The organism is Staphylococcus sp. HMSC034C12 (assembly GCF_001835895.1).
Classification (GTDB): Bacteria; Bacillota; Bacilli; order Staphylococcales; family Staphylococcaceae; genus Staphylococcus; species Staphylococcus hominis.
In genome coordinates, this window is sequence record NZ_KV826304.1 from 105,324 (window position 1) to 126,019 (window position 20,696).

The window sequence follows — 20,696 nt, forward strand, 5'->3', positions numbered from 1 at the left end:
AGTATGACGTATTAAATTCGTGTTACTCATTAGAGACACATAATATTTGGAGGTGAATCCCTAGAAATAGGGAACTAATTGGAAACAGTGACCATAATTAATTTAGTAATATTTTTTCTATTAATCGCTTTAACAACTGTATTCGTTGGATCTGAATTTGCATTAGTAAAAGTACGTTCAACACGAATTGAACAACTTGCTGATGAAGGTAATGGAAGCGCAAAAATTGTTAAAAAGATGATTGCTAATCTTGATTATTATTTATCAGCTTGTCAACTTGGTATTACAGTTACATCTTTAGGTTTAGGTTGGTTAGGTGAACCGACATTCGAAAAACTATTACATCCACTTTTTAATATATTACATTTGCCAAGTGCAGTAACTACAACCATTTCATTTGTGATTTCGTTTATTGTTGTAACTTATTTACATGTAGTGTTAGGTGAGTTAGCACCTAAATCAATAGCAATACAACATACTGAAAAATTAGCATTAACTTATGCTAGACCATTATATTATTTTGGTAATGTCATGAAACCATTAATATGGTTAATGAATGGTTCGGCACGAGTAATTATTAGAATGCTTGGTGTTAATCCTGATGCGCAAGCAGATGCAATGTCTGAGGAAGAAATTAAAATTATTATTAATAATAGTTATAATGGTGGAGAAATTAATCAAACAGAACTGAATTACATGCAAAATATCTTTTCATTTGACGAAAGACATGCGAAAGATATCATGGTTCCACGTACACAAATGGTAACGTTAAACGAACCATTTAATGTTGACGAATTACTTGAAACGATTAAAGAACATCAATTTACACGTTATCCAATTACTGAAGATGGGGATAAAGACCATATAAAAGGTTTTATTAATGTAAAAGAATTTTTAACAGAATATGCTTCAGGTAAAACAATTAAAATCTCTAATTATATTCATGAATTACCTATGATTTCAGAAACAACTCGTATTAGCGATGCATTAGTTTCAATGCAACGTGAACATGTTCATATTAGTCTTATTATTGACGAATATGGTGGTACTGCTGGTATTCTAACAATGGAAGATATTCTTGAAGAGATTGTCGGTGAAATCAGAGATGAATTTGATGACGATGAAATAAATGATATTGTTAAATTAGAGGAAGATATGTATCAAATTAACGGACGTGTCTTACTTGATGATTTACATGAAAAATTTGATATCACTTTTGAAGATTCTGAAGATATCGATACAATTGGTGGATGGTTACAAGCACACAATACTAATCTTCAAGTTGAAGATTATATAGATACAAAATACGATCGATGGATTGTTTCTGAAATGGATAATCATCAATTGGTATGGGTTGTACTTAAATACCAATTTAATGAAACAAGACCTGTGATTAGTGATGAAGAGGAAGAAGAAAATCACGATCACAAACATGAATCGGATGAATAAAAATAAAGGCACTTGGGTATGTAAACCTAAGTGTCTTTATTTGTATGCGTAAAAGAAATTAAGTTATGCTATTTTTTAGTTGAGAAATTATATTGAATAGGATGTGGCACAAATGATAAATGATACACAAGTGTTAAATAATGGTTACCCAATGCCTAAAGTAGGACTAGGTGTTTATAAAATGGAAGATGATGAGATGGAAACCGCAGTACAAACAGCATTAGAAGCGGGATATCGTGCATTTGATACTGCTTATTTTTACGGTAATGAACAAGCACTAGGTAAAGCTTTAAACAACAGTGATATTGCAAGAGAAGACGTATTTATTACTTCTAAATTATGGAATGATTATCAAGGATATGATAATACATTAGAATATTTTAATAAATCTTTAGAAAACTTAGGATTGGATTACTTAGATTTATATTTAATTCATTGGCCATGTGAAAAAGATGGCTTATATATTGAATCTTATAAAGCATTAGAAAAATTATATAATGAAGGTAAAATTAAAGCGATTGGTGTATGTAACTTTAAACCCCATCACTTAGAAACTTTGATGAAAGAGACAACTATTGTACCTCAAATTAATCAAATAGAAGTTCATCCTTATTTTAATCAACAAGATGTACAAGATTATTGTGATAAACATGATATTACTGTTACAGCTTGGATGCCACTTATGAGAAATCGAGGATTATTAGATGATCCAGTAATTACAAAATTAGCAGAACAATATGACAAAACACCAGCACAAATTGTATTACGTTGGCATCTAGCCCATGACAGAATTATTATTCCTAAATCAAAAACGCCATCTCGTATTCGTGAAAATTATGATATTTTTGACTTTAATTTAGAACTTACTGAGATTGCGGAAATTGATAGTTTAAATAGAAATGCACGTCAAGGTAAAGATCCAGATGATGTAGCAATAGGTGATTTAAAATAATATAGTTTAAATTATTACAAAAGCTGGAATTAATGTTAATTATTTGTTAATTACATGGTTATTAGTAGAATGTTTATTGATTTTATTGATACAATATTGGAAAGAATGTAGAAAAGGATGTAATTAGATGAAAATCAGAGTCATTATACCTTGCTTCAATGAAGGTAAAGTCGTAAAAAAAACTTACGATAGATTGACTGAAATTTTGACGGAGAATAGTAAAACTCGTCGTTATTATTATGACTTGTTATTTATTGATGACGGTAGTAAAGATAATACGATTGAGCATATACAACATTTAGCGGAATACGATGAACATGTTAAATATATTTCTTTCAGTCGAAATTTTGGTAAAGAAGCAGCAATGATTGCTGGTTTTCAACACAGTGTGAATTTTGATGCAGTCGTAATGATTGATGGAGATTTACAACATCCTCCGGAATTTATACCTAAAATGGTTGAAATGTATCAACAAGGGTTTGATCAAGTTGTCGCTAAACGAGATCGTAGTGGTGAAAATGTTGCACGTAAAACAATGTCAAAGTTGTACTATAAGCTCATTAATAGCTTTGTCGAAGATATTAAATTTAGTGATGGTGTAGGAGATTTTCGATTATTAAGTCAACGTGCAGTTAAATCGATTGTTTCATTAAATGAATATAATCGATTTTCTAAAGGGTTATTTGAATGGATAGGATATAATACAAAGATTTTTACTTATAAAAATGTAGAACGAGAAGCTGGAGAATCTAAATGGACTTTTACCAAGTTATTAAATTATGGGATTGATGGATTAATATCATTTAATAATAAACCACTGAGAGCAATGATATATCTTGGAATGTTTATCTTTGGATTAAGCATCATTTATATTATTTATTTGTTAATAGGCATTTTAATGAATGGAATTAATCATCCGGGTTACTTTACAACAATAGCAGCTGTATTGTTATTAGGTGGCATTCAGTTAATGTCTATTGGTGTAGTTGGCGAATATATTGGGCGAATTTATTACGAAGTAAAACAAAGACCAAAATATATTGTAGAAGCTTCCAATTTAAAAGCACCTATTGAAAAAGTAGTTGCAGAAAAAGAAAAAATTTATCAATAAAAAATAAACATGTAAAAGCTCTTACATCATAGCTTCTTACATGTTTATTTTTTTAAGTCATTTTCAATATAATTATGTTTGAGTTGCCACAATAAATATATATCAAATAAAGCATAAATAATTATGAAGATATACCAAAATGACGTTAATAAGGTCAAAAGTATAATTGAAATAATAATAATTGTATGACCAATCATAATAGGATGTTGTAGCTTACTCAAAAATTTAAGATGATTCATTTCATTTTTTGAAAAAGTACTTATGAAATCAATGCTTAAGCCTATGATAAATATAGCTGGAGCTAAATAAGGAATAGACATATAGACTGATTGGTCGCTAGATTCAAAAGTGATAAATAATGAGCAACTAATCATAATTGCAAAAATGAATGCAAGAGATTTATACTCTGAAATCATTAAGTATATATGTTTACGATTTAAATAATATTGTAAGATTGTCCAACTTAAGAAAAATATAATTGAAGCAAATGTTATAAAATTGAACTTTTCAATCACAACACTATTAATAATAGCATTGATAACAATGGATAATAGAACGGAGTTAAACGTTAGTTGTTTGAAATGATGCCGATATAAATCAAAGCCCAGAACACATATGGTAATGGCTATATTAATAAATACATATATAATCATGTTGTACTCCTATCACGTGTGTGTAGTTCATTAAAATATTATAGCAATTAAAATAAACTTAATCATTTCAAAACACTTAATAAATATTATCCTATTATAATTTACTAATTATACACCTTTCTTATTACTCCATAACAATGTATGTAACTGAGGTAAAACATACACATGATTCATATCACTGCTATTCATTACTGTGTCTACAAGAGTTTCATAGCGACCAAGTAACTTTTCGGTATGATATTCAACATCATCATCTAAATAGGGATTTCCTACTTGCAAATAAAATGGAATATTAGGATAACGATGATGAATCATTTTAGCAAATTGATAATCTTCTTTATCAAAAACAACTACTTTCAAGTTCAATGTTGATGGTATACATTGTTCTATGACACTATCTAATATTTCTAAATTAGGCACCATATTAGAGCTTGGCGGTTTAGGACTAATTGTTAAATCGTTAATTTGTCGCATCCAAGGTTGAAATTTACTGCCTTGGGTTTCTAATGCCGTAAAAATATTTTTTTCTTCAAATAAATCTACTAAATCTTGAATCCCTTTGATTAATGCAGGGTTACCTCCAGAAATAGTGACATGATCAAATTGATTACCGCCAATTTCTTTTAAACGATCATAAATGTCTTGAGCAGTTAATAACTCTATATCATCTTTAGCGCTACCATCCCACGTAAAGGCGGAATCGCACCAACTACAACGATAATCGCATCCTGCTGTGCGGACAAACATTGTTTTTCGTCCTATAACTCGTCCTTCTCCTTGAATAGTAGGTCCGAAAATTTCTAAAACTGGTATTTTTGAAGGCATTATTTAATCTCCTTTGGACGATAGACAACATAACTTGATGGTGTTTCACGTAAATAAACTTGTACGCATTTAGGTTTATTGTCATACTCGTTAAGATGAGCTTGTACGATTTCAAAAATTGTCTGTGCCACAATTTCAGTAGAAGGACTTTTATCTTTAAATTGAGGTAACTCATTTAATAAATAGTGATCAAATTGGTCATGGACCAATCGTTTTAATTCACTAAAATTAATTAAAAATCCATTATGGTCGAGTGCATCTCCAACAATAGTTAAGTTAACAAAATAAGTATGTCCATGTGTTCTCATGCATTTTCCAGCATCTTCACTAGGAATAAAATGTGCTGCTGAAAAATTGAAATCTTTATTTAATTCAAATGTATAAGGGTGATTCACTGTAGGATAAACTTGTTGTATCATAATGACGCATCTCCTTTTTGTTCTAAATATTGATGAAGTCCACGTTGCCTTAATTTACAAGCTGGACATTTTCCGCATCCATCTCCAATAATACCGTTGTAGCATGTAAGCGTATTGTGACGCACATAATTGAGAACACCTAATTCATCACTGAGTTCCCAAGTTTGCGCTTTATCTAACCACATTAAGGGTGTATGAATAACAAAATCTCTATCCATAGATAAACTAAGTGTGACATTCATAGATTTAATAAAACTATCTCGGCAATCTGGGTAACCAGAGAAGTCTGTTTCACATACACCAGTAATGATGTGTTTCGCATTCACTTGATAGGCAAGAGCCCCAGCAAATGACAAGAATAATAAATTACGAGCAGGTACAAAAGTATTTGGTATACCATCTTCTCCTGTCTCAATTTTCATGTCATGTTTTGTTAATGCATTTGGAGTAAGTTGAGATAGTAAAGACATGTCTAAAATATGGTGTTTCAACCCTTGATCTTTTGCTATTTTAGAAGCTACTTCGATTTCTGTATTATGTCTTTGCCCATAATTGAATGTGACAAGTTCAACCTCTTTAAAATGTCTTTTGGCGTAGAAAAGACAGGTTGTACTATCTTGACCACCACTAAACACAACAATTGCTTTTTCAGAATTCAAAACACTGTTTGGCATAACGTTTCTCCTTTAAAAGTTAATATTTTTAATTTATGATGAAATAGAATGAAAACATTGGATATAAAATATAAAAAAAGCCTATCTCTATAAAAAGATAGACTTAAAAGATGTAGAACATATGTACATTAAAAAGCTTATATAAATATTTCTACAAAGGTCTAGTTTTTTATAGAGGGTTTCAGCTAGGAACCTCTTTATATTCGAATTATACGATAGATAGCTTAATATATTCATATCTTAAAATCAAGTGCTAGTTTATAGAATATTAAAAAAAGCGCTTATATAAAAATTGTATTTTAATATATTATTTTGAAGGTTGGAAATAATTATGATTATAGTCATAGATAATAATGATTCATTTACATATAACTTGATTGATTACATAAAAACAAAAACTTCTCATTGTGTAAAGGTAATAAAGGTAACAGAAGTGACTGTAGCATTACTTGAAGAATTAACAATTGAAGCTATTGTCATATCTCCAGGTCCGGGAAAACCAAGTGACTATCCAATTTTGAAAAGCGTTTTAGATAGATACGCCTCATCGGTGCCTATATTAGGTATCTGTTTAGGGTTTCAACTCATCTATGAATATTATGGAGGGGAAATTATGCATGGGCCAAAGCCCGTTCATGGTCATACAACACCTATAATGCATACAGGTAAAGGACTTTTCAAACAGTTACCTCAAAATTTTAATGTCATGCGTTATCATTCTTTAATTGCTAATAGGCAACAATTACCTTCTCAATTAAATATTACAGCTACAAATAATGAAGGTATTATGATGGCATTTGAACATGATACACTACCTATTTTTGCAGTACAGTATCATCCTGAATCTATATTAAGTGAATATGGTCATCAGCAGATTCAATACTTTATAGAGAGAGTAGGAAAAACACATGAATATTACGTTTAATTACCGTTATTATACTAATGAAGATGACTACATCAATTATCAATTGCGATTTGATCAATATATTTCAAAATCAATTGCCTATTCTTTAGAAGAAGTAGGTGAAGTTATTCAATTTGCTGAAGAACAACAGAAAAAGGGGCATTATGTAGCGTTATATTTAACTTATGAATCAGCGCCATTTTTTAATAATCAATTAGAAACGTATCACTTAATAGAAAAAGAAGTATACGCTGCTGCATACGCTTTTAATCAACCCTTAAACTCTGATAATAATAAGGATAATATACAATATCATTCAGTACATCATTTTCAATTTCAAGAAAGTGAAGAACAAATGAGAAGAAAAATTATTAAAATACAAGAAGCTATTACAGAAGGAGATACTTATCAAGTTAATTATACTACTCGTTTATCCAGTAAAGTACATTATCCTATTTCAACGTTATATACCTATTTAACTCACAACAATAACGGTGGCTATACAGCTTTATTAGATACCGAAGAAGTAAAAGTTGCGTCAATTTCTCCAGAGTTATTTTTTCAAAAAGGTACGTTTAACAATAAAGCAAACATTATTGTTAGTAAGCCGATGAAAGGAACAATGCCACGTGGGAAAAATAGTGTAGAAGATCAGTTGAATTATGAAGCATTAATGTATTCTCATAAAGATAGAGCAGAAAATGTAATGATTGTTGATTTATTACGTAATGATATGTCAAGAATTTCAAAAACTGGAACCATCGAGGTTTATAAATTGTTTTTTATTGAAACGTATCAAACCGTATACCAAATGACAAGTATGATAACAGGGCAACTCGAAGATGCTATATCGCTTCATTCAATTTTAACAGCAATGTTTCCATGTGGATCTATCACTGGTGCGCCTAAACAAAGTACAATGACTTATATCAAACATTTAGAAACCAGTCCAAGACATATTTATTGCGGCACAATAGGTTTATTGTTACCAGATGATAAAATGATTTTTAACATTCCAATTAGAACAATAGAATATCGAAATAATCTGGCTCTTTACGGGGTAGGTGCGGGAATTACCATTGATTCTGTTCCATTAAATGAAATTCAAGAATTTCGAGACAAAACCAAAATATTGGAGGAGTTATGATTGAAATTATTTGAAACAATGCGACTTAATCATGGTCATATACCAAGGTTAAACTATCATACGCGTCGTCTACGTCAATCTTGTTCACAATTAGGTTTTCAGTTTTCAGAGATTGCTTGGTATAGTTATATTGAAAATTTAAAACAAAATTATAATGACCACTTATATCGTTTGAAAATAGAAATTGATAAAGACGGACAATTTACCCACGTTATTCAGCCATTATCTTCTAAAGACATTTTTACTGCACGTTTTAAAAAGTCTAACAATGATTATCCACAAAAATTTATTATAAATAAAACAACAGAAAGAACATATTTAACGCATAATCATGAAACAGATTTGATACTACTGTATGATGATAGTGGTAAAATTTTAGAATTTGATATTGGAAATATTATGATTAAAGAAAATGGAAACTATTATACGCCACGATATAATAAAGATTTTTTACGAGGATGTATGAGAGAAAGTTTATTAGAAAATCATAAACTTAAGCTGAAAGATTATACTAAAGATGAATTAATGATAAAACTGGAAAATGAAGAAGTAGAAGTTTATTTGCTGAATAGTCTACGTGAAGTTGCTCGGGTATCTATTTATATATAAAATACATTTGATAAATATTGTGAAATTTAATTTAGTTAATAATGGAGAAGATTATGGCATTATTATGGTTAATACTTATCGTACTACTCAATAGTTTAAGTAAATATATAATCAATCGATATTTGAAGGATAATCTAATCATGCTACCGCGTATTGTAGGCACAATGACTGTGTTGTTTCAATTTGTACTAGTATATCTTTTAATTCAGTCCATCATGCCATATGCTACGCATTTATTAAATTTATTTTATCATCAATAAAATAGATTCAAATAATTTAGAATGTAATAAGAGGTGCAATAATGAAAATTTATAGTCAAGGAGACCAAGCGATTATTATAGATATTGAACAAGAAGTCGCTGAAGATGTAACAAAAAATTTAATTGCTGTACGTACACATTTATTAAATAAAGACTTACCTTTCATCACTGATATTGTACCTACAGAGTCTAGTATGATGATTTGTTATGATGCTCGAGATATGATTAAACATTATAATATTTCATCGCCATTTCAATATATGAAGGCACTTGTAAATTCAATTCAGACTGAATTAGAACATATCGAAAATAAACAAACAGCGTGTCATTTTCATAATATTCCTGTGGTTTATGGTGATCAATTTGGACCTGATTTAGAGGCTCTATTAAAATACTATCGTCTATCCAAAGAGGAATTTATTCAACTTCATTCAAAATCACATTACTTTGTCTCTATGATGGGATATTCCCCAGGCTTTCCTTATTTAACAGGAATGAATGAAAAATTATATGTTAATCATACCAGTCACAAGAAAAAAAGAGTACCTGCAGGTTCTGTCATTATTGAAGGGAAAAAATGTGGCATTGTAACGACAGATACTTATAACGATTGGTTAGTCATTGGCTATACCCCAATTAAATTATTTTCACCAGAGCGCGATAACTTTAATTTATTAAAATTAGGAGATAATGTCTTATTTCATCCTAAAAATCCAAATGATACTGAATTAGGAGATTTTAAATAATGTCAATCATAATAGAAAAACCTGGACTTTTTAGCACGTTCCAAGACTTTGGACGCCAAGGGTATGAATATGAGGGAGTCATCCCTGGCGGTGCATTAGATACATTAGGACATGAAATTGCGAATCGTCTTGTAGCAAATGATAAAAACGAAGCAACTTTAGAAATGACACATATTATGGCGAAAATTAGATTCACAGAGCCTACTTTAATTGCCTTAACAGGTCATCACTTTGAAGCGTGTACAGAAAATATGAAAATTAAACCTTATAAATTGTATTTAGTAGAAAAAGGAGAAGTATTGTCTTTCAAAGAAACGAGTACAACATCTCGTGTTTATTTAGCTATTGGAGGAGGATTTAAATTAGATTCTTGGTTAAATTCAACGTCAACAGATTTAAATGTTGGTGTTGGAGGGTTTCATGGAAGAACACTTCAAGAAGGCGATGAAATTGAAATGAAACGTGATTATACATCACGACACCGTAAACTTTTTGAAAATTTAGCACATCAGCGAACAACAAGTTGGGGAATTGATGGTTATGCTTTATCGTTTAATTATGTTTCTGATGTATTTCATGTCATTGCTAATAAAGGAACAAATGATTTTGATACTGAAACACAACAAACATTTATACATGGAGAGTACAAGGTAACGAATAAGTCTAATCGTGTAGGGATGTTATTAGAGGGTCCTAGTATTAAAGCATATTATGAAGATATGCCTGAGTATCAACCAGTAAAAAAGGGCACTATTCAAGTAAAACGTGATGGTACACCTATTATTTTATTAAATGATCATTACACTATTGGAAGTTATCCACAAATAGGTACTATAGCAAGCTATCATTTGACTAAACTAGCTCAAAAACCACAAGGATCTCGTTTGAAATTTCAATTTATAGATATTGAAACGGCTGAAAAAAATACTGTTAAGTTTAGTAATTGGACGAATCAATTATTTCATGGTATCGAATTTCGAATGCAATTAGAAATGTTAAAATAAAAAATATCATCAAAATATTGAACATTAATATTTTAATGATATTTTTTAATGTAAAGGTATAGGACTATAGTCTGATTAAATTGAATAGATTAGGCGTTATAATATATCAATAAGTTTAACAATTTAGAAATGATTAGGTATATAAATGGGAAGGCTGAACTTGAGCTTTTTCTTGATAAATAAGTAAAAATACTTTATATTTATATATTGAACTATGAAGTATTATTACAAAAATATTACAAAATTCATATTTTTTTAATAAATAGTTAACAATTAAATGTAGTAATAAAAAGTGTTCTTTTATTAAATGATAATTAAAAATTTTATTGTTTTAAAAATATATTAAATTTTAAAAATAGCATTTGTAAATGGCCGTATTTGAATAACTATAAACGGAGGAAACATTCATGAGTTTACACAAAAGAAAAATAAGTCTTTTTGCGTTTTTCTTAATGACTGTATTTACAGTAACCTTGAAAACGTATTTCTCATACTATGTAGATTTTTCTTTAGGTGTTAAAGGATTAGTTCAAAATTTAATACTATTGATGAATCCATATAGTTTAATCGCGCTTATTTTAAGTATCTTTTTGTTCTTTAAAGGTAAGAAAGCATATTGGTTTATTTTTATTGGAGGATTCTTATTAACATTTTTACTCTATGCTAATGTTGTTTATTTTAGGTTCTTCTCAGACTTTTTAACGTTTAGTACATTAAATCAAGCGAGTAACGTTCAATCGATGGGGGGCGCAGTAAGTGCCTCTTTTAAATGGTATGACTTTGTGTATTTCTTAGATACGATTGTATATCTGTTTATTTTAATTTTTAAACGAAGTTGGTTAGACAAACGTGTATTTAGTAAAAAGTTTGTACCAGTAGTGATGGCAGCATCAATTGCATTGTTCTTTTTAAACTTAGCTTTTGCTGAAACTGATCGACCTGAATTATTAACTCGTACATTTGATCACAAATATTTAGTTAAATATTTAGGACCATATAATTTTACTGTATATGATGGTGTTAAAACGATTCAAAACAATCAACAAAAAGCATTGGCTTCTGAAGATGATTTAACTCGTGTTTTAAATTATACGAAACAAAAAAATACGGAACCAAACCCTGAATATTATGGTATTGCTAAGAAGAAAAATATCATAAAAATACATTTAGAAAGTTTTCAAACATTTTTAATTAATAAAAAAGTAAATGGTAAGGAAGTTACACCTTTCTTAAATAAATTATCAACTGGTAACGATGACTTTAGATATTATCCAAACTTCTTCCATCAAACAGGACAAGGTAAAACTTCTGATTCAGAATTTACAATGGATAATAGTTTATATGGTTTACCTCAAGGATCTGCGTATTCATTAAAAGGAGATAACACATATCAATCTTTACCAGCAATTTTAGATCAAAAAGAAGGTTACACTTCTGATGTTATGCACGGGGATTACAAAACATTTTGGAACCGTGATCAAATTTATAAACATTTTGGTATAGATAAATTTTACGATGCAACATATTATGATATGTCGGATGAAAATGTCGTGAATTTAGGGTTAAAAGATAAACCTTTCTTTAAAGCATCAGCAGAATATCAATCTAAAATGAAACAACCTTTTTATTCCCATTTAATTACATTAACTAACCATTATCCATTTACTTTAAATTCAGAAGATGCAAGTATTGATAAGCCGAATACAGGCGATTCTACTGTAGATGGATATATTCAAACGGCGCATTACTTAGATCAAGCTTTAGAACAGTATATTAATGATTTGAAAACTAAAGGGTTATATGATGATTCAGTTATTATGATTTACGGTGACCATTATGGTATTTCTGAAAACCATAACAATGCAATGGAAAAATTACTGGGTGAGCAAATTACACCAGCTAAATTTACAGATTTAAATCGTACTGGCTTCTGGTTAAAAATTCCTGGCAAAAATGGGACTGTAGATGAAACATATGCTGGACAAGTGGATGTTATGCCTACTATTTTAAATTTAGTTGGTATTGACTCGAAGAATTATTTAATGTTGGGTACAGATATGTTATCTAAAGATCATAATGATGTGATTCCATTCCGTAATGGTGATTTCATCACAAAAGATTATAAATTTGTGAATGGTAAAGTATATTCAAATAAAAATAATGAATTAATAACAACGCCACCTAAAGATTTAGAAAAAAATAAGAAACAGGTGGAAAAAGATTTAGAAATGAGTGACGACGTATTAAATGGTGACCTATTCAGATTCTACAATAATCCAGATTTCAAAAAAATTAATCCGTCAAAATATGACTACAAAATAGGTCCTTATGGAAATCAAAAATAATTCAATATTAGAGAGTGTGTAAAATCAACATTCTATATTAAATGCCCGTAGATAAGTTTTATCTACGGGTTTTTTATAGTTGCATTAAAAATAAACAAAAAAGAAAGGGAGTGGGACAGAATTCATTTTGAATTCCTCGTTTTACTGTGGTAACGCATTCTTAACTTGCGTTAGACGTAGACTTTCTTATTGAAAATTTTTATGTTGGAGTCCCGAGACTAGAATTGACTGCCAATATATTAAAAATGCCTAAGACAATTTATTATGTCTCAGGCCTATTCTTTAATTTAATTATCCTAATGATACGTCTAATATCATCATTATTACAAAACCAAGCATTAAGCTTAATGTAGCTAAATCTGTATTATTACCCGATTGAGAATCAGGAATAAGCTCTTCTACAACTACAAAAATCATTGCTCCTGCTGCAAAAGCTAATGCATAAGGTAGTACTGGAGTGATAAAAATAATTGCAATGGCACCTATAGTTGCAAAAATAGGTTCTACTATTGCTGATGCTTGACCATAATTAAATGCTTTAAAACGTGTTGCACCAGCGGCTCTAATCGGCATAGACAAAGCAGCTCCTTCTGGAATATTCTGAATACCAATACCAATTGCTAAACCAAGGGCTCCAAAAAAGGTAGCTTGTCCATTTCCAGTTGCAATTCCACCAAATGCTACACCAATTGATAAACCTTCAGGAATATTGTGTAAAGTGATAGCTAATACTAGTAAAGCATTTTTACTTAAAGAAGTTTTAACGCCTTCTCGATATTGACTTTTATCACCGATTTTTTGGTGTATATGTGGAATGACTGCATCAAGTCCTCTAATAAACACACCACCTAGAATAAAACCAATCGCAGCAGGTAACCAAGCAGGTAAATGACCATTTGTACCATAATCAATGGAAGGTTGTAATAAAGACCAAAAACTTGCAGCAATCATAATTCCAGCGGCAAAACCTTGCATAGAAGTTAGAATTTTTTTGTTTACAGTCTTAAAAATAAAGACTGATGCAGCACCTAAAGCAGTTAATAACCAAGTGATAATACCAGCAATAAGTGCTTGAAGATAAGGTGGTAAATTTTCGAAAAAGTCTATCACATCTATTTTCTCCTTATATCATTTAGCATTAAAAAGGTGTATAATATATAGAACTGAATTAAGCTTATCAGAAATATATTGAAATTTCGATATTAAAAAGGAAGTAAAAATATGGAAGCGTATAAAATAGAACAACTAAATAAATCATATGCTGATAAAGTTATTTTTGATGACTTAAATCTTTCTATTTCTGAACATGAAAAAATTGGACTTGTAGGTATAAATGGTACTGGTAAAAGTACTTTATTAAAAGTCATTGGTGGTTTAGATGAAGATTTTTCAGCCGATATAACTCATCCTAATCAGTATCGTATTCGTTATTCTTCACAGAAGCAACATTTAGATGGTGATATGACAGTGTTTCAAGCTGTTCTAAGTTCCGATACAGATACTTTACGTATTATTAAAACATATGAAGAAGCTGTGACTATATATACAGAACATCAAAACGATGCGAATTTTAAAAAAATGATGGAAGCTCAAGAACTTATGGATCAACACCATGCATGGGATTACAATGCTGAAATTAAAACTATTTTATCAAAATTAGGTATTAATCATACGACTAAAAAAATTAAAGAATTATCAGGTGGACAACAAAAACGTGTTGTCTTAGCTAAGACGCTTATTGAACAACCTGATTTGTTATTGTTAGATGAGCCTACAAACCATTTAGACTTTGAATCAATTAATTGGTTAATTAACTATGTTAAGCAATATCCACATACAGTTTTATTTGTGACACATGATCGCTATTTTTTAAATGAGATTGCTACACGTATTGTGGAATTAGATAGAGGAAAACTTAAATCTTATCCAGGAAACTATGAAGATTACATTGCAATGAGAGCTGAAAATGAAGTGATTGAACAAAAACAACAAGAAAAGCAAAAAGCACTTTATAAACAAGAACTTGCATGGATGCGTACAGGCGCAAAAGCAAGAACGACAAAACAACAAGCTCGAATTAATCGATTTAATGATTTAGAGACAGAAGTTCAATCTCATCATCAAAAAGATAAAGGTCAACTCAATCTTGCTTATTCTAGATTAGGCAAACAAGTATTTGAGTTAGATCATTTAACGAAAAAGATTCAAAATAAAATATTATTCAAAGATGTAACAGAAATCATTCAAAGTGGTCAAAGAATTGGTATTGTTGGCCCAAATGGTGCAGGGAAGACGACAATGTTAAATATTTTAAATCAAGATGATACTGATTATTCTGGAGAATTAAAAGTTGGCCAAACTGTAAAAATAGCTTATTTTAAACAAACAGAAGAAACTTTGGATAGTGATATACGTATGATTGACTATTTGAGAGAAGAAAGTGAAGTGGCAAAAGAAAAAGATGGTACTTCAGTTTCAGTTACTCAATTGTTAGAGCGATTTCTATTTCCGAGTGCTGCTCATGGTAAAAAGATTTATAAATTATCAGGTGGAGAGCAAAAACGATTATATTTATTGAGATTGCTTGTTCATCAACCTAATGTTCTGTTACTTGATGAGCCAACCAATGATCTTGATACTGAAACATTAACAATTTTAGAAGACTACATTAGTACATTCGGAGGGTCAGTAGTTACTGTAAGTCATGATCGTTATTTTTTAAACAAAGTAGCACAAGAATATTGGTACATTCACGATGGCCAATTAGAACGTATTATTGGAACATTCGAAGATTATGAGGCCTATAAAAAAGAAAAAGATCGACAGGATACACTTGAAAAACAAGCTCAACAACCTAAAACTAAATCAAACATTCGTAAAAAGACGGGACTGTCTTATAAAGAAAAACGGGAATATGAAGCCCTAATGGAACGTATTGAAACGACAGAACATAGACTAGAGCAAATTGATGCTGAAATGGTAGAAGCGAGCGCTGATTACGCTAAAATAAAAGAATTAAATGAAGAAAAAGAACATCTAGAGCAGTCATATGATGTAGACATCACGAGATGGAGTGAATTAGAAGAAATAAAAGAGCAATAAGGGGAATGTAAGTATGGAAGCAACTTTGTCACATTATTTTGGTTATGATACGTTTAGACCAGGTCAAAAAGAGATAATTTCTAAAATATTAAATCATCATAATGTATTAGGTGTCTTGCCTACAGGTGGTGGTAAATCAATATGTTATCAAGTGCCTGGTTTAATGTTAGGTGGTACAACGATAGTAATAAGTCCATTGATTTCTTTAATGAAAGACCAAGTGGATCAGTTAAAAGCAATGGGTATCAAAGCAGCCTATCTAAATAGTAGTTTAAATAAAAAACAACAATCTGAGATTGAAAATAAGTTAATCACTGAAGGCATTCAATTTTTATATGTGGCACCTGAACGTTTTGAAAGTAACTATTTTTTAAAGTTGCTTAGTCAAATTGATATTAACTTAATTGCATTTGATGAGGCTCACTGTATTTCAAAATGGGGACATGATTTTAGACCTAGTTATCAAAGCGTCATAAACAAAGTGTTTACACTACCTCAAGATTTTACGATTGTAGCTCTTACAGCTACAGCTACGGCCGAAGCTCAACAGGATATTATGGAAAAATTAAATATCCGAAAAGAAGATGAAATTAAAACAAGTACCAAAAGACGTAATCTCATTTTTAAAGTAAATCCGACATATCAAAGACAAAACTTTGTTATTGAATATGCTAAAGCTCATAAAGATCAAGCAGGTATTATTTATTGTTCTACACGTAAACAAGTAGAAGAATTACAAGAATCTCTAGAATCTATAAATATTGCTTCTGCTATTTATCATGCAGGTTTAACAAATAAAGAAAGAGAAGAAGCTCAAAATGACTTTGTATACGATCGTATTAAAGTTGTTATCGCAACAAATGCATTTGGAATGGGTATTGATAAATCTAATGTTCGTTATGTTATTCATTACAACATGCCTGGAGATCTTGAATCATACTATCAAGAAGCGGGTCGTGCAGGACGAGATGGCTTAAAAAGTGAATGTATTTTATTATTTAGTGAAAGAGATAAAGGATTACATGAATATTTTATTACTGTTTCGCAAGCAGATGATGATTATAAAGATAAAATGGGCGAGAAACTAACTAAAATGATTCAGTATACTAAAACGAAAAAGTGCTTAGAAGCGACAATTGTACATTATTTTGAACCGAATGCGCGTCTAGAGGAATGCGGTCAATGTAGTAATTGCATTCAACAAAATAAAACTTATGACATGACCAATGAAGCAAAAATGATTATTAGTTGTATCGCACGCATGCGTCAACAAGAAAACTATCATGTTATTATTCAAGTGTTACGTGGAGAATTAAGTGATTATATTAAATACAATCATTATCATCAACTTACAACACATGGATTGATGAAAGACTATACTACTTCAGAGTTAAGTCATTTAATTGATGAGTTACGGTTTAAAGGCTTTTTAAATGAATATAATGAAATTCTAACGTGTGATGAAAGTGTGAAAGAATTATTGAATAATGACGTCACAGTGTATACGACGCCATTTAAACATAAAAGTAAGGAAAAAGTTTTCATTAATACAATAGAAGGCGTTGATCGTGCTTTATATAGTGAATTAGTAGAAGTTCGCCGTCAATTAAGTGAAAAGTTGAATATTGCGCCTGTGAGTATTTTTTCTGACTATACATTGGAAGAGTTTGCTAAACGTAAACCAGAATCTAAACAAGAAATGATTGCGATAGATGGTGTAGGAAGCTATAAGTTAAAACATTATTGTCCTAAATTTCTTGAAACAATCCAATCATATAAAACGAATATCTAACAAAAAATTAAATATGACTTAATAAAACAACTTAGAAGCTAGAAAAATGTTTTAAGTTGTTTTATTTTTTATTGTTAAAAAATAATTAGTATTTAAATCTATTAAGTATGAATTTATCAATAAACATGATTTAATAGAAAATAAGCAATATAAATTTTATAGTGATGTGAAGGAAATGAAGGTGACAAGATGATAGAGTTTAAAAATGTAACAAAACGTTATGGAACGAATGTTGCAGTTGATGATGTGAGTTTTAAGATTAATGAAGGAGAATTTTTTATTTTAATCGGACCTTCAGGTTGTGGAAAAACAACTACTTTAAAAATGATTAATCGATTAATATCGTTAAGTGAAGGATACATTTATTTTAAAGATAAGCCAGTGAGTGATTATCCAGTTTATGAGATGCGTTGGGATATTGGATATGTACTACAACAAATCGCATTATTTCCACATATGACGATTAAAGAAAATATCGCACAAGTTCCTCAAATGAAAAAGTGGAAAGACAAAGATATTCATCGACGTGTAGATGAATTATTAGATATGGTTAGATTAGATCCAAATACATACCGAGATCGTAAACCAGATGAATTATCGGGAGGACAACGTCAACGTGTAGGCGTGGTAAGAGCATTAGCAGCTGATCCTCCAGTAATATTAATGGACGAACCTTTTAGTGCGTTAGACCCCATTAGTAGAGAAAAATTACAAGATGATTTATTAGAATTACAAACGAAAATTAAAAAGACAATTATTTTTGTAACACACGATATACAAGAAGCAATGAAATTAGGAGATCGTATTTGTTTATTAAATGATGGTCGTGTTGAACAAATTGACACACCTGAAGGATTCCAAGAGCATCCTAAAAATCAATTTGTTCGAGAGTTTATGGGCGATCACTTGCATAAAGATATCAATAATTCAAAAATCTCCGATCTAAATCTTACAAGAACACTTACTGAATATGACGAAAAACAAGGATACCCAATTATAAAAGATAGTATGAAACTTCAAGATATTTACGAGATACTTGCTAAACATGAAGCAGTCATTGTAGAAAATAATCATGCTTTAACACAGTCATTATTAAGAAGAGAAGATGTTTTTGACTATCTATCTAAAAATGATAAGGAGGGTTAAAGCATGAACGAATTTTTAACAACGCTCAATGATCGTAGAGGAGAATTACTAAGAACAATTTTTGAGCACATACAAATTTCTTTTATTGCTTTATTTATCGCAATTTTAATTGCAGTACCACTTGGTATTGCTTTAACTAAAACAAAGCGTTTATCTGAAGTTGTAATGAATATCGCAGCGGTATTACAAACTATTCCATCCCTTGCTTTACTTGGATTAATGATTCCAATTTTTGGTATAGGAAAAGTTCCAGCAATTATTGCATTAGTAGTATATGCGCTATTACCTATTTTAAGAAATACATATACAGGTATTAAAGAAGTAGAGCCTTCTCTAACAGAAGCAGCCAAAGGTATCGGTATGAAACCAATGCGACGTTTAACTAAAGTCGAGTTACCTATTGCAATGCCAGTCATTATGGCAGGTATACGTACAGCTATGGTGCTTATTATTGGTACTGCTACATTAGCTGCATTAATTGGAGCAGGTGGATTAGGGGATTTGATCTTATTAGGCATTGATCGTAACAATACAGCACTTATATTGATTGGCGCTATTCCAGCTGCATTATTAGCTATTTTATTTGATTTTATATTGCGTTATATGGCGAAATTATCTTATAAAAAACTTCTTATTACACTAGGTATTATTCTATTAATTATCTTACTTGTTATTGTTGTTCCACTCTTTGGTAAAAAAGGTGCAACGATTACTATGGCAGGAAAATTAGGTTCTGAACCTTCAATTATTACGAATATGTATAAAATATTAATTGAAGAGGAAACACATGATACAGTTAATGTTAAAAGTGGTATGGGTAAAACCTCATTCTTATTTAATGCGTTAAAATCAGACGATATAGATGGGTACTTAGAATTTACAGGTACAGTACTAGGAGAACTTACTAAAGAGGATCTAAAATCTAAAAAAGAAGCTGATGTATATCACCAAGCTAAAGCAAGTTTAGAGAAAAAATATGATATGACGATGCTTAAACCAATGAAATATAATAATACCTATGCTTTAGCTGTTAAAAGAGATTTTGCTAAACAATATAATTTACAATCAATTGGTGATTTACGTAAAGTACAAGGTCAACTTAAACCAGGATTTACTATGGAATTTAAAGATAGAGATGATGGTTATAAAGCAGTAGCTAAAAAATATAACTTGAATCTTTCTAATATTAAACAAATGGAACCTAAACTACGTTATACGGCAGTAGAGAAAGGCGACATTAATCTTATTGATGCGTATTCTACAGATGCTGAATTAAAACAATATGATATGGTAGTACTTAAAGATGATAAACATGTTTTCCCACCTTATCAAGGTGCTCCAATGTTTAAAGAAAAGTTTCTAAAAGAACATCCGGAAATTAAAAAAGCTTTAAATCAATTATCAAATAAAATTACGGATGAACAAATGCAAGAAATGAATTATAAAGTGACAGTGAAAAATGAAGATCCATATAAAGTTGCTAAACAATATTTAGAAAAAGAAGGATTATCACATTAAATTTGTAAAAAGAGTCCGGGACATAAAGTTTCTGGATAAG

The 20,696-nt window shown here is 30.2% G+C and carries 18 protein-coding genes and 1 pseudogene; 14 read left to right on the forward strand and 5 right to left on the reverse strand.

The window, feature by feature from the left end; all coding sequences use genetic code 11:
- The first annotated feature begins 78 nt into the window (after positions 1-78).
- The 3 genes and pseudogenes from HMPREF2629_RS00545 to HMPREF2629_RS00555 form a co-directional block, all read left to right on the forward strand.
- On the forward strand, positions 79-1,449 hold the full coding sequence (locus tag HMPREF2629_RS00545; protein ID WP_048680802.1) for a hemolysin family protein: 1,371 nt from the start codon (positions 79-81) through the stop codon (positions 1,447-1,449).
- A gap of 112 nt (positions 1,450-1,561) precedes the next feature.
- Entirely contained in the window at positions 1,562-2,401 is an 840-nt protein-coding gene (locus HMPREF2629_RS00550) for an aldo/keto reductase (RefSeq protein WP_017175966.1), read from the forward strand.
- Positions 2,402-2,528: 127 nt separating this feature from the next.
- Positions 2,529-3,464, forward strand: a pseudogene (locus HMPREF2629_RS00555) (glycosyltransferase family 2 protein); the annotation flags it as partial.
- A 92-nt stretch (positions 3,465-3,556) separates the two neighbouring features.
- Here the strand turns inward: HMPREF2629_RS00555 and HMPREF2629_RS00560 are convergent.
- From HMPREF2629_RS00560 to queC, 4 genes are all read right to left on the reverse strand, one after another.
- Positions 3,557-4,165 (reverse strand): hypothetical protein, encoded by a 609-nt coding sequence (locus HMPREF2629_RS00560; protein ID WP_070813024.1) that lies wholly within the window; start codon positions 4,163-4,165, stop codon positions 3,557-3,559.
- 108 nt (positions 4,166-4,273) lie between these two features.
- Positions 4,274-4,990 (reverse strand): 7-carboxy-7-deazaguanine synthase QueE, encoded by a 717-nt coding sequence (gene queE, locus HMPREF2629_RS00565; protein WP_049335036.1) that lies wholly within the window; start codon positions 4,988-4,990, stop codon positions 4,274-4,276.
- Positions 4,990-5,409 (reverse strand): 6-carboxytetrahydropterin synthase QueD, encoded by a 420-nt coding sequence (queD, locus tag HMPREF2629_RS00570; RefSeq protein WP_002449084.1) that lies wholly within the window; start codon positions 5,407-5,409, stop codon positions 4,990-4,992. The genes queE and queD overlap by 1 nt, the downstream gene beginning before the upstream one ends.
- Complete coding sequence (gene queC / locus HMPREF2629_RS00575; RefSeq protein WP_049335037.1) at positions 5,406-6,083, reverse strand: 7-cyano-7-deazaguanine synthase QueC; 678 nt, start codon at positions 6,081-6,083, stop codon at positions 5,406-5,408. Before queC ends, queD begins: the two co-directional genes overlap by 4 nt.
- Before the next feature lie 331 nt (positions 6,084-6,414).
- Here queC and HMPREF2629_RS00580 point away from each other — a divergent pair, with 331 nt between their 5' ends.
- The 7 genes from HMPREF2629_RS00580 (at position 6,415) to ltaS (ending at position 13,098) form a co-directional block, all read left to right on the forward strand.
- A complete protein-coding gene (locus HMPREF2629_RS00580) occupies positions 6,415-7,008 on the forward strand; it encodes an anthranilate synthase component II (protein ID WP_017175960.1) in 594 nt (197 codons plus the stop codon).
- A complete protein-coding gene (locus tag HMPREF2629_RS00585) occupies positions 6,992-8,134 on the forward strand; it encodes a chorismate-binding protein (RefSeq protein ID WP_070813025.1) in 1,143 nt (380 codons plus the stop codon). Before HMPREF2629_RS00580 ends, HMPREF2629_RS00585 begins: the two co-directional genes overlap by 17 nt.
- Positions 8,135-8,743, forward strand: coding sequence for an aminotransferase class IV (locus HMPREF2629_RS00590; protein ID WP_019834928.1), 609 nt, complete (start codon positions 8,135-8,137; stop codon positions 8,741-8,743).
- 53 nt (positions 8,744-8,796) lie between these two features.
- Entirely contained in the window at positions 8,797-9,003 is a 207-nt protein-coding gene (locus HMPREF2629_RS10820) for a hypothetical protein (protein WP_049379636.1), read from the forward strand.
- A 41-nt stretch (positions 9,004-9,044) separates the two neighbouring features.
- Complete coding sequence (locus HMPREF2629_RS00595; RefSeq protein WP_019834929.1) at positions 9,045-9,749, forward strand: 5-oxoprolinase subunit B family protein; 705 nt, start codon at positions 9,045-9,047, stop codon at positions 9,747-9,749.
- Positions 9,749-10,753 carry a 5-oxoprolinase subunit C family protein gene (locus HMPREF2629_RS00600; RefSeq protein ID WP_070813026.1) on the forward strand — a complete coding sequence of 335 codons (1,005 nt, stop codon included), beginning with the start codon at positions 9,749-9,751 and terminating at the stop codon, positions 10,751-10,753. Before HMPREF2629_RS00595 ends, HMPREF2629_RS00600 begins: the two co-directional genes overlap by 1 nt.
- A 407-nt stretch (positions 10,754-11,160) precedes the next feature.
- On the forward strand, positions 11,161-13,098 hold the full coding sequence (ltaS, locus tag HMPREF2629_RS00605; RefSeq protein ID WP_017175955.1) for a polyglycerol-phosphate lipoteichoic acid synthase LtaS: 1,938 nt from the start codon (positions 11,161-11,163) through the stop codon (positions 13,096-13,098).
- Between the two features lie 291 nt (positions 13,099-13,389).
- Here the strand turns inward: ltaS and HMPREF2629_RS00610 are convergent, their stop codons facing one another.
- Positions 13,390-14,208: a ZIP family metal transporter gene (locus tag HMPREF2629_RS00610; RefSeq protein ID WP_002455634.1), complete on the reverse strand. Its 819-nt coding sequence runs from the start codon at positions 14,206-14,208 to the stop codon at positions 13,390-13,392.
- A gap of 111 nt (positions 14,209-14,319) precedes the next feature.
- Here HMPREF2629_RS00610 and HMPREF2629_RS00615 point away from each other — a divergent pair, with 111 nt between their 5' ends.
- From HMPREF2629_RS00615 to HMPREF2629_RS00630, 4 genes are all read left to right on the forward strand, one after another.
- Positions 14,320-16,200 carry an ABC-F family ATP-binding cassette domain-containing protein gene (locus HMPREF2629_RS00615; protein WP_070813027.1) on the forward strand — a complete coding sequence of 627 codons (1,881 nt, stop codon included), beginning with the start codon at positions 14,320-14,322 and terminating at the stop codon, positions 16,198-16,200.
- Between the two features lie 13 nt (positions 16,201-16,213).
- Positions 16,214-17,992: a DNA helicase RecQ gene (recQ, locus tag HMPREF2629_RS00620; protein ID WP_070813028.1), complete on the forward strand. Its 1,779-nt coding sequence runs from the start codon at positions 16,214-16,216 to the stop codon at positions 17,990-17,992.
- Positions 17,993-18,181: 189 nt separating this feature from the next.
- Positions 18,182-19,138 carry an ABC transporter ATP-binding protein gene (locus HMPREF2629_RS00625; RefSeq protein ID WP_017175952.1) on the forward strand — a complete coding sequence of 319 codons (957 nt, stop codon included), beginning with the start codon at positions 18,182-18,184 and terminating at the stop codon, positions 19,136-19,138.
- Between the two features lie 3 nt (positions 19,139-19,141).
- Positions 19,142-20,656, forward strand: coding sequence for an ABC transporter permease/substrate-binding protein (locus HMPREF2629_RS00630; RefSeq protein WP_017175951.1), 1,515 nt, complete (start codon positions 19,142-19,144; stop codon positions 20,654-20,656).
- Positions 20,657-20,696: the final 40 nt, after the last annotated feature.

What these genes read in the sequence shown, in the direction of transcription:
- HMPREF2629_RS00550 (WP_017175966.1), top strand. Translation starts at nt 1,562, where the DNA reads ATGATAAATGATACACAAGTGTTAAATAATGGTTACCCAATGCCTAAA.
- HMPREF2629_RS00560 (WP_070813024.1), bottom strand. Translation starts at nt 4,165, where the DNA reads ATGATTATATATGTATTTATTAATATAGCCATTACCATATGTGTTCTG.
- queE (WP_049335036.1), bottom strand. Translation starts at nt 4,990, where the DNA reads ATGCCTTCAAAAATACCAGTTTTAGAAATTTTCGGACCTACTATTCAA.
- queD (WP_002449084.1), bottom strand. Translation starts at nt 5,409, where the DNA reads ATGATACAACAAGTTTATCCTACAGTGAATCACCCTTATACATTTGAA.
- queC (WP_049335037.1), bottom strand. Translation starts at nt 6,083, where the DNA reads ATGCCAAACAGTGTTTTGAATTCTGAAAAAGCAATTGTTGTGTTTAGT.
- HMPREF2629_RS00580 (WP_017175960.1), top strand. Translation starts at nt 6,415, where the DNA reads ATGATTATAGTCATAGATAATAATGATTCATTTACATATAACTTGATT.
- HMPREF2629_RS00585 (WP_070813025.1), top strand. Translation starts at nt 6,992, where the DNA reads ATGAATATTACGTTTAATTACCGTTATTATACTAATGAAGATGACTAC.
- HMPREF2629_RS10820 (WP_049379636.1), top strand. Translation starts at nt 8,797, where the DNA reads ATGGCATTATTATGGTTAATACTTATCGTACTACTCAATAGTTTAAGT.
- HMPREF2629_RS00595 (WP_019834929.1), top strand. Translation starts at nt 9,045, where the DNA reads ATGAAAATTTATAGTCAAGGAGACCAAGCGATTATTATAGATATTGAA.
- HMPREF2629_RS00600 (WP_070813026.1), top strand. Translation starts at nt 9,749, where the DNA reads ATGTCAATCATAATAGAAAAACCTGGACTTTTTAGCACGTTCCAAGAC.
- ltaS (WP_017175955.1), top strand. Translation starts at nt 11,161, where the DNA reads ATGAGTTTACACAAAAGAAAAATAAGTCTTTTTGCGTTTTTCTTAATG.
- HMPREF2629_RS00615 (WP_070813027.1), top strand. Translation starts at nt 14,320, where the DNA reads ATGGAAGCGTATAAAATAGAACAACTAAATAAATCATATGCTGATAAA.
- recQ (WP_070813028.1), top strand. Translation starts at nt 16,214, where the DNA reads ATGGAAGCAACTTTGTCACATTATTTTGGTTATGATACGTTTAGACCA.
- HMPREF2629_RS00625 (WP_017175952.1), top strand. Translation starts at nt 18,182, where the DNA reads ATGATAGAGTTTAAAAATGTAACAAAACGTTATGGAACGAATGTTGCA.
- HMPREF2629_RS00630 (WP_017175951.1), top strand. Translation starts at nt 19,142, where the DNA reads ATGAACGAATTTTTAACAACGCTCAATGATCGTAGAGGAGAATTACTA.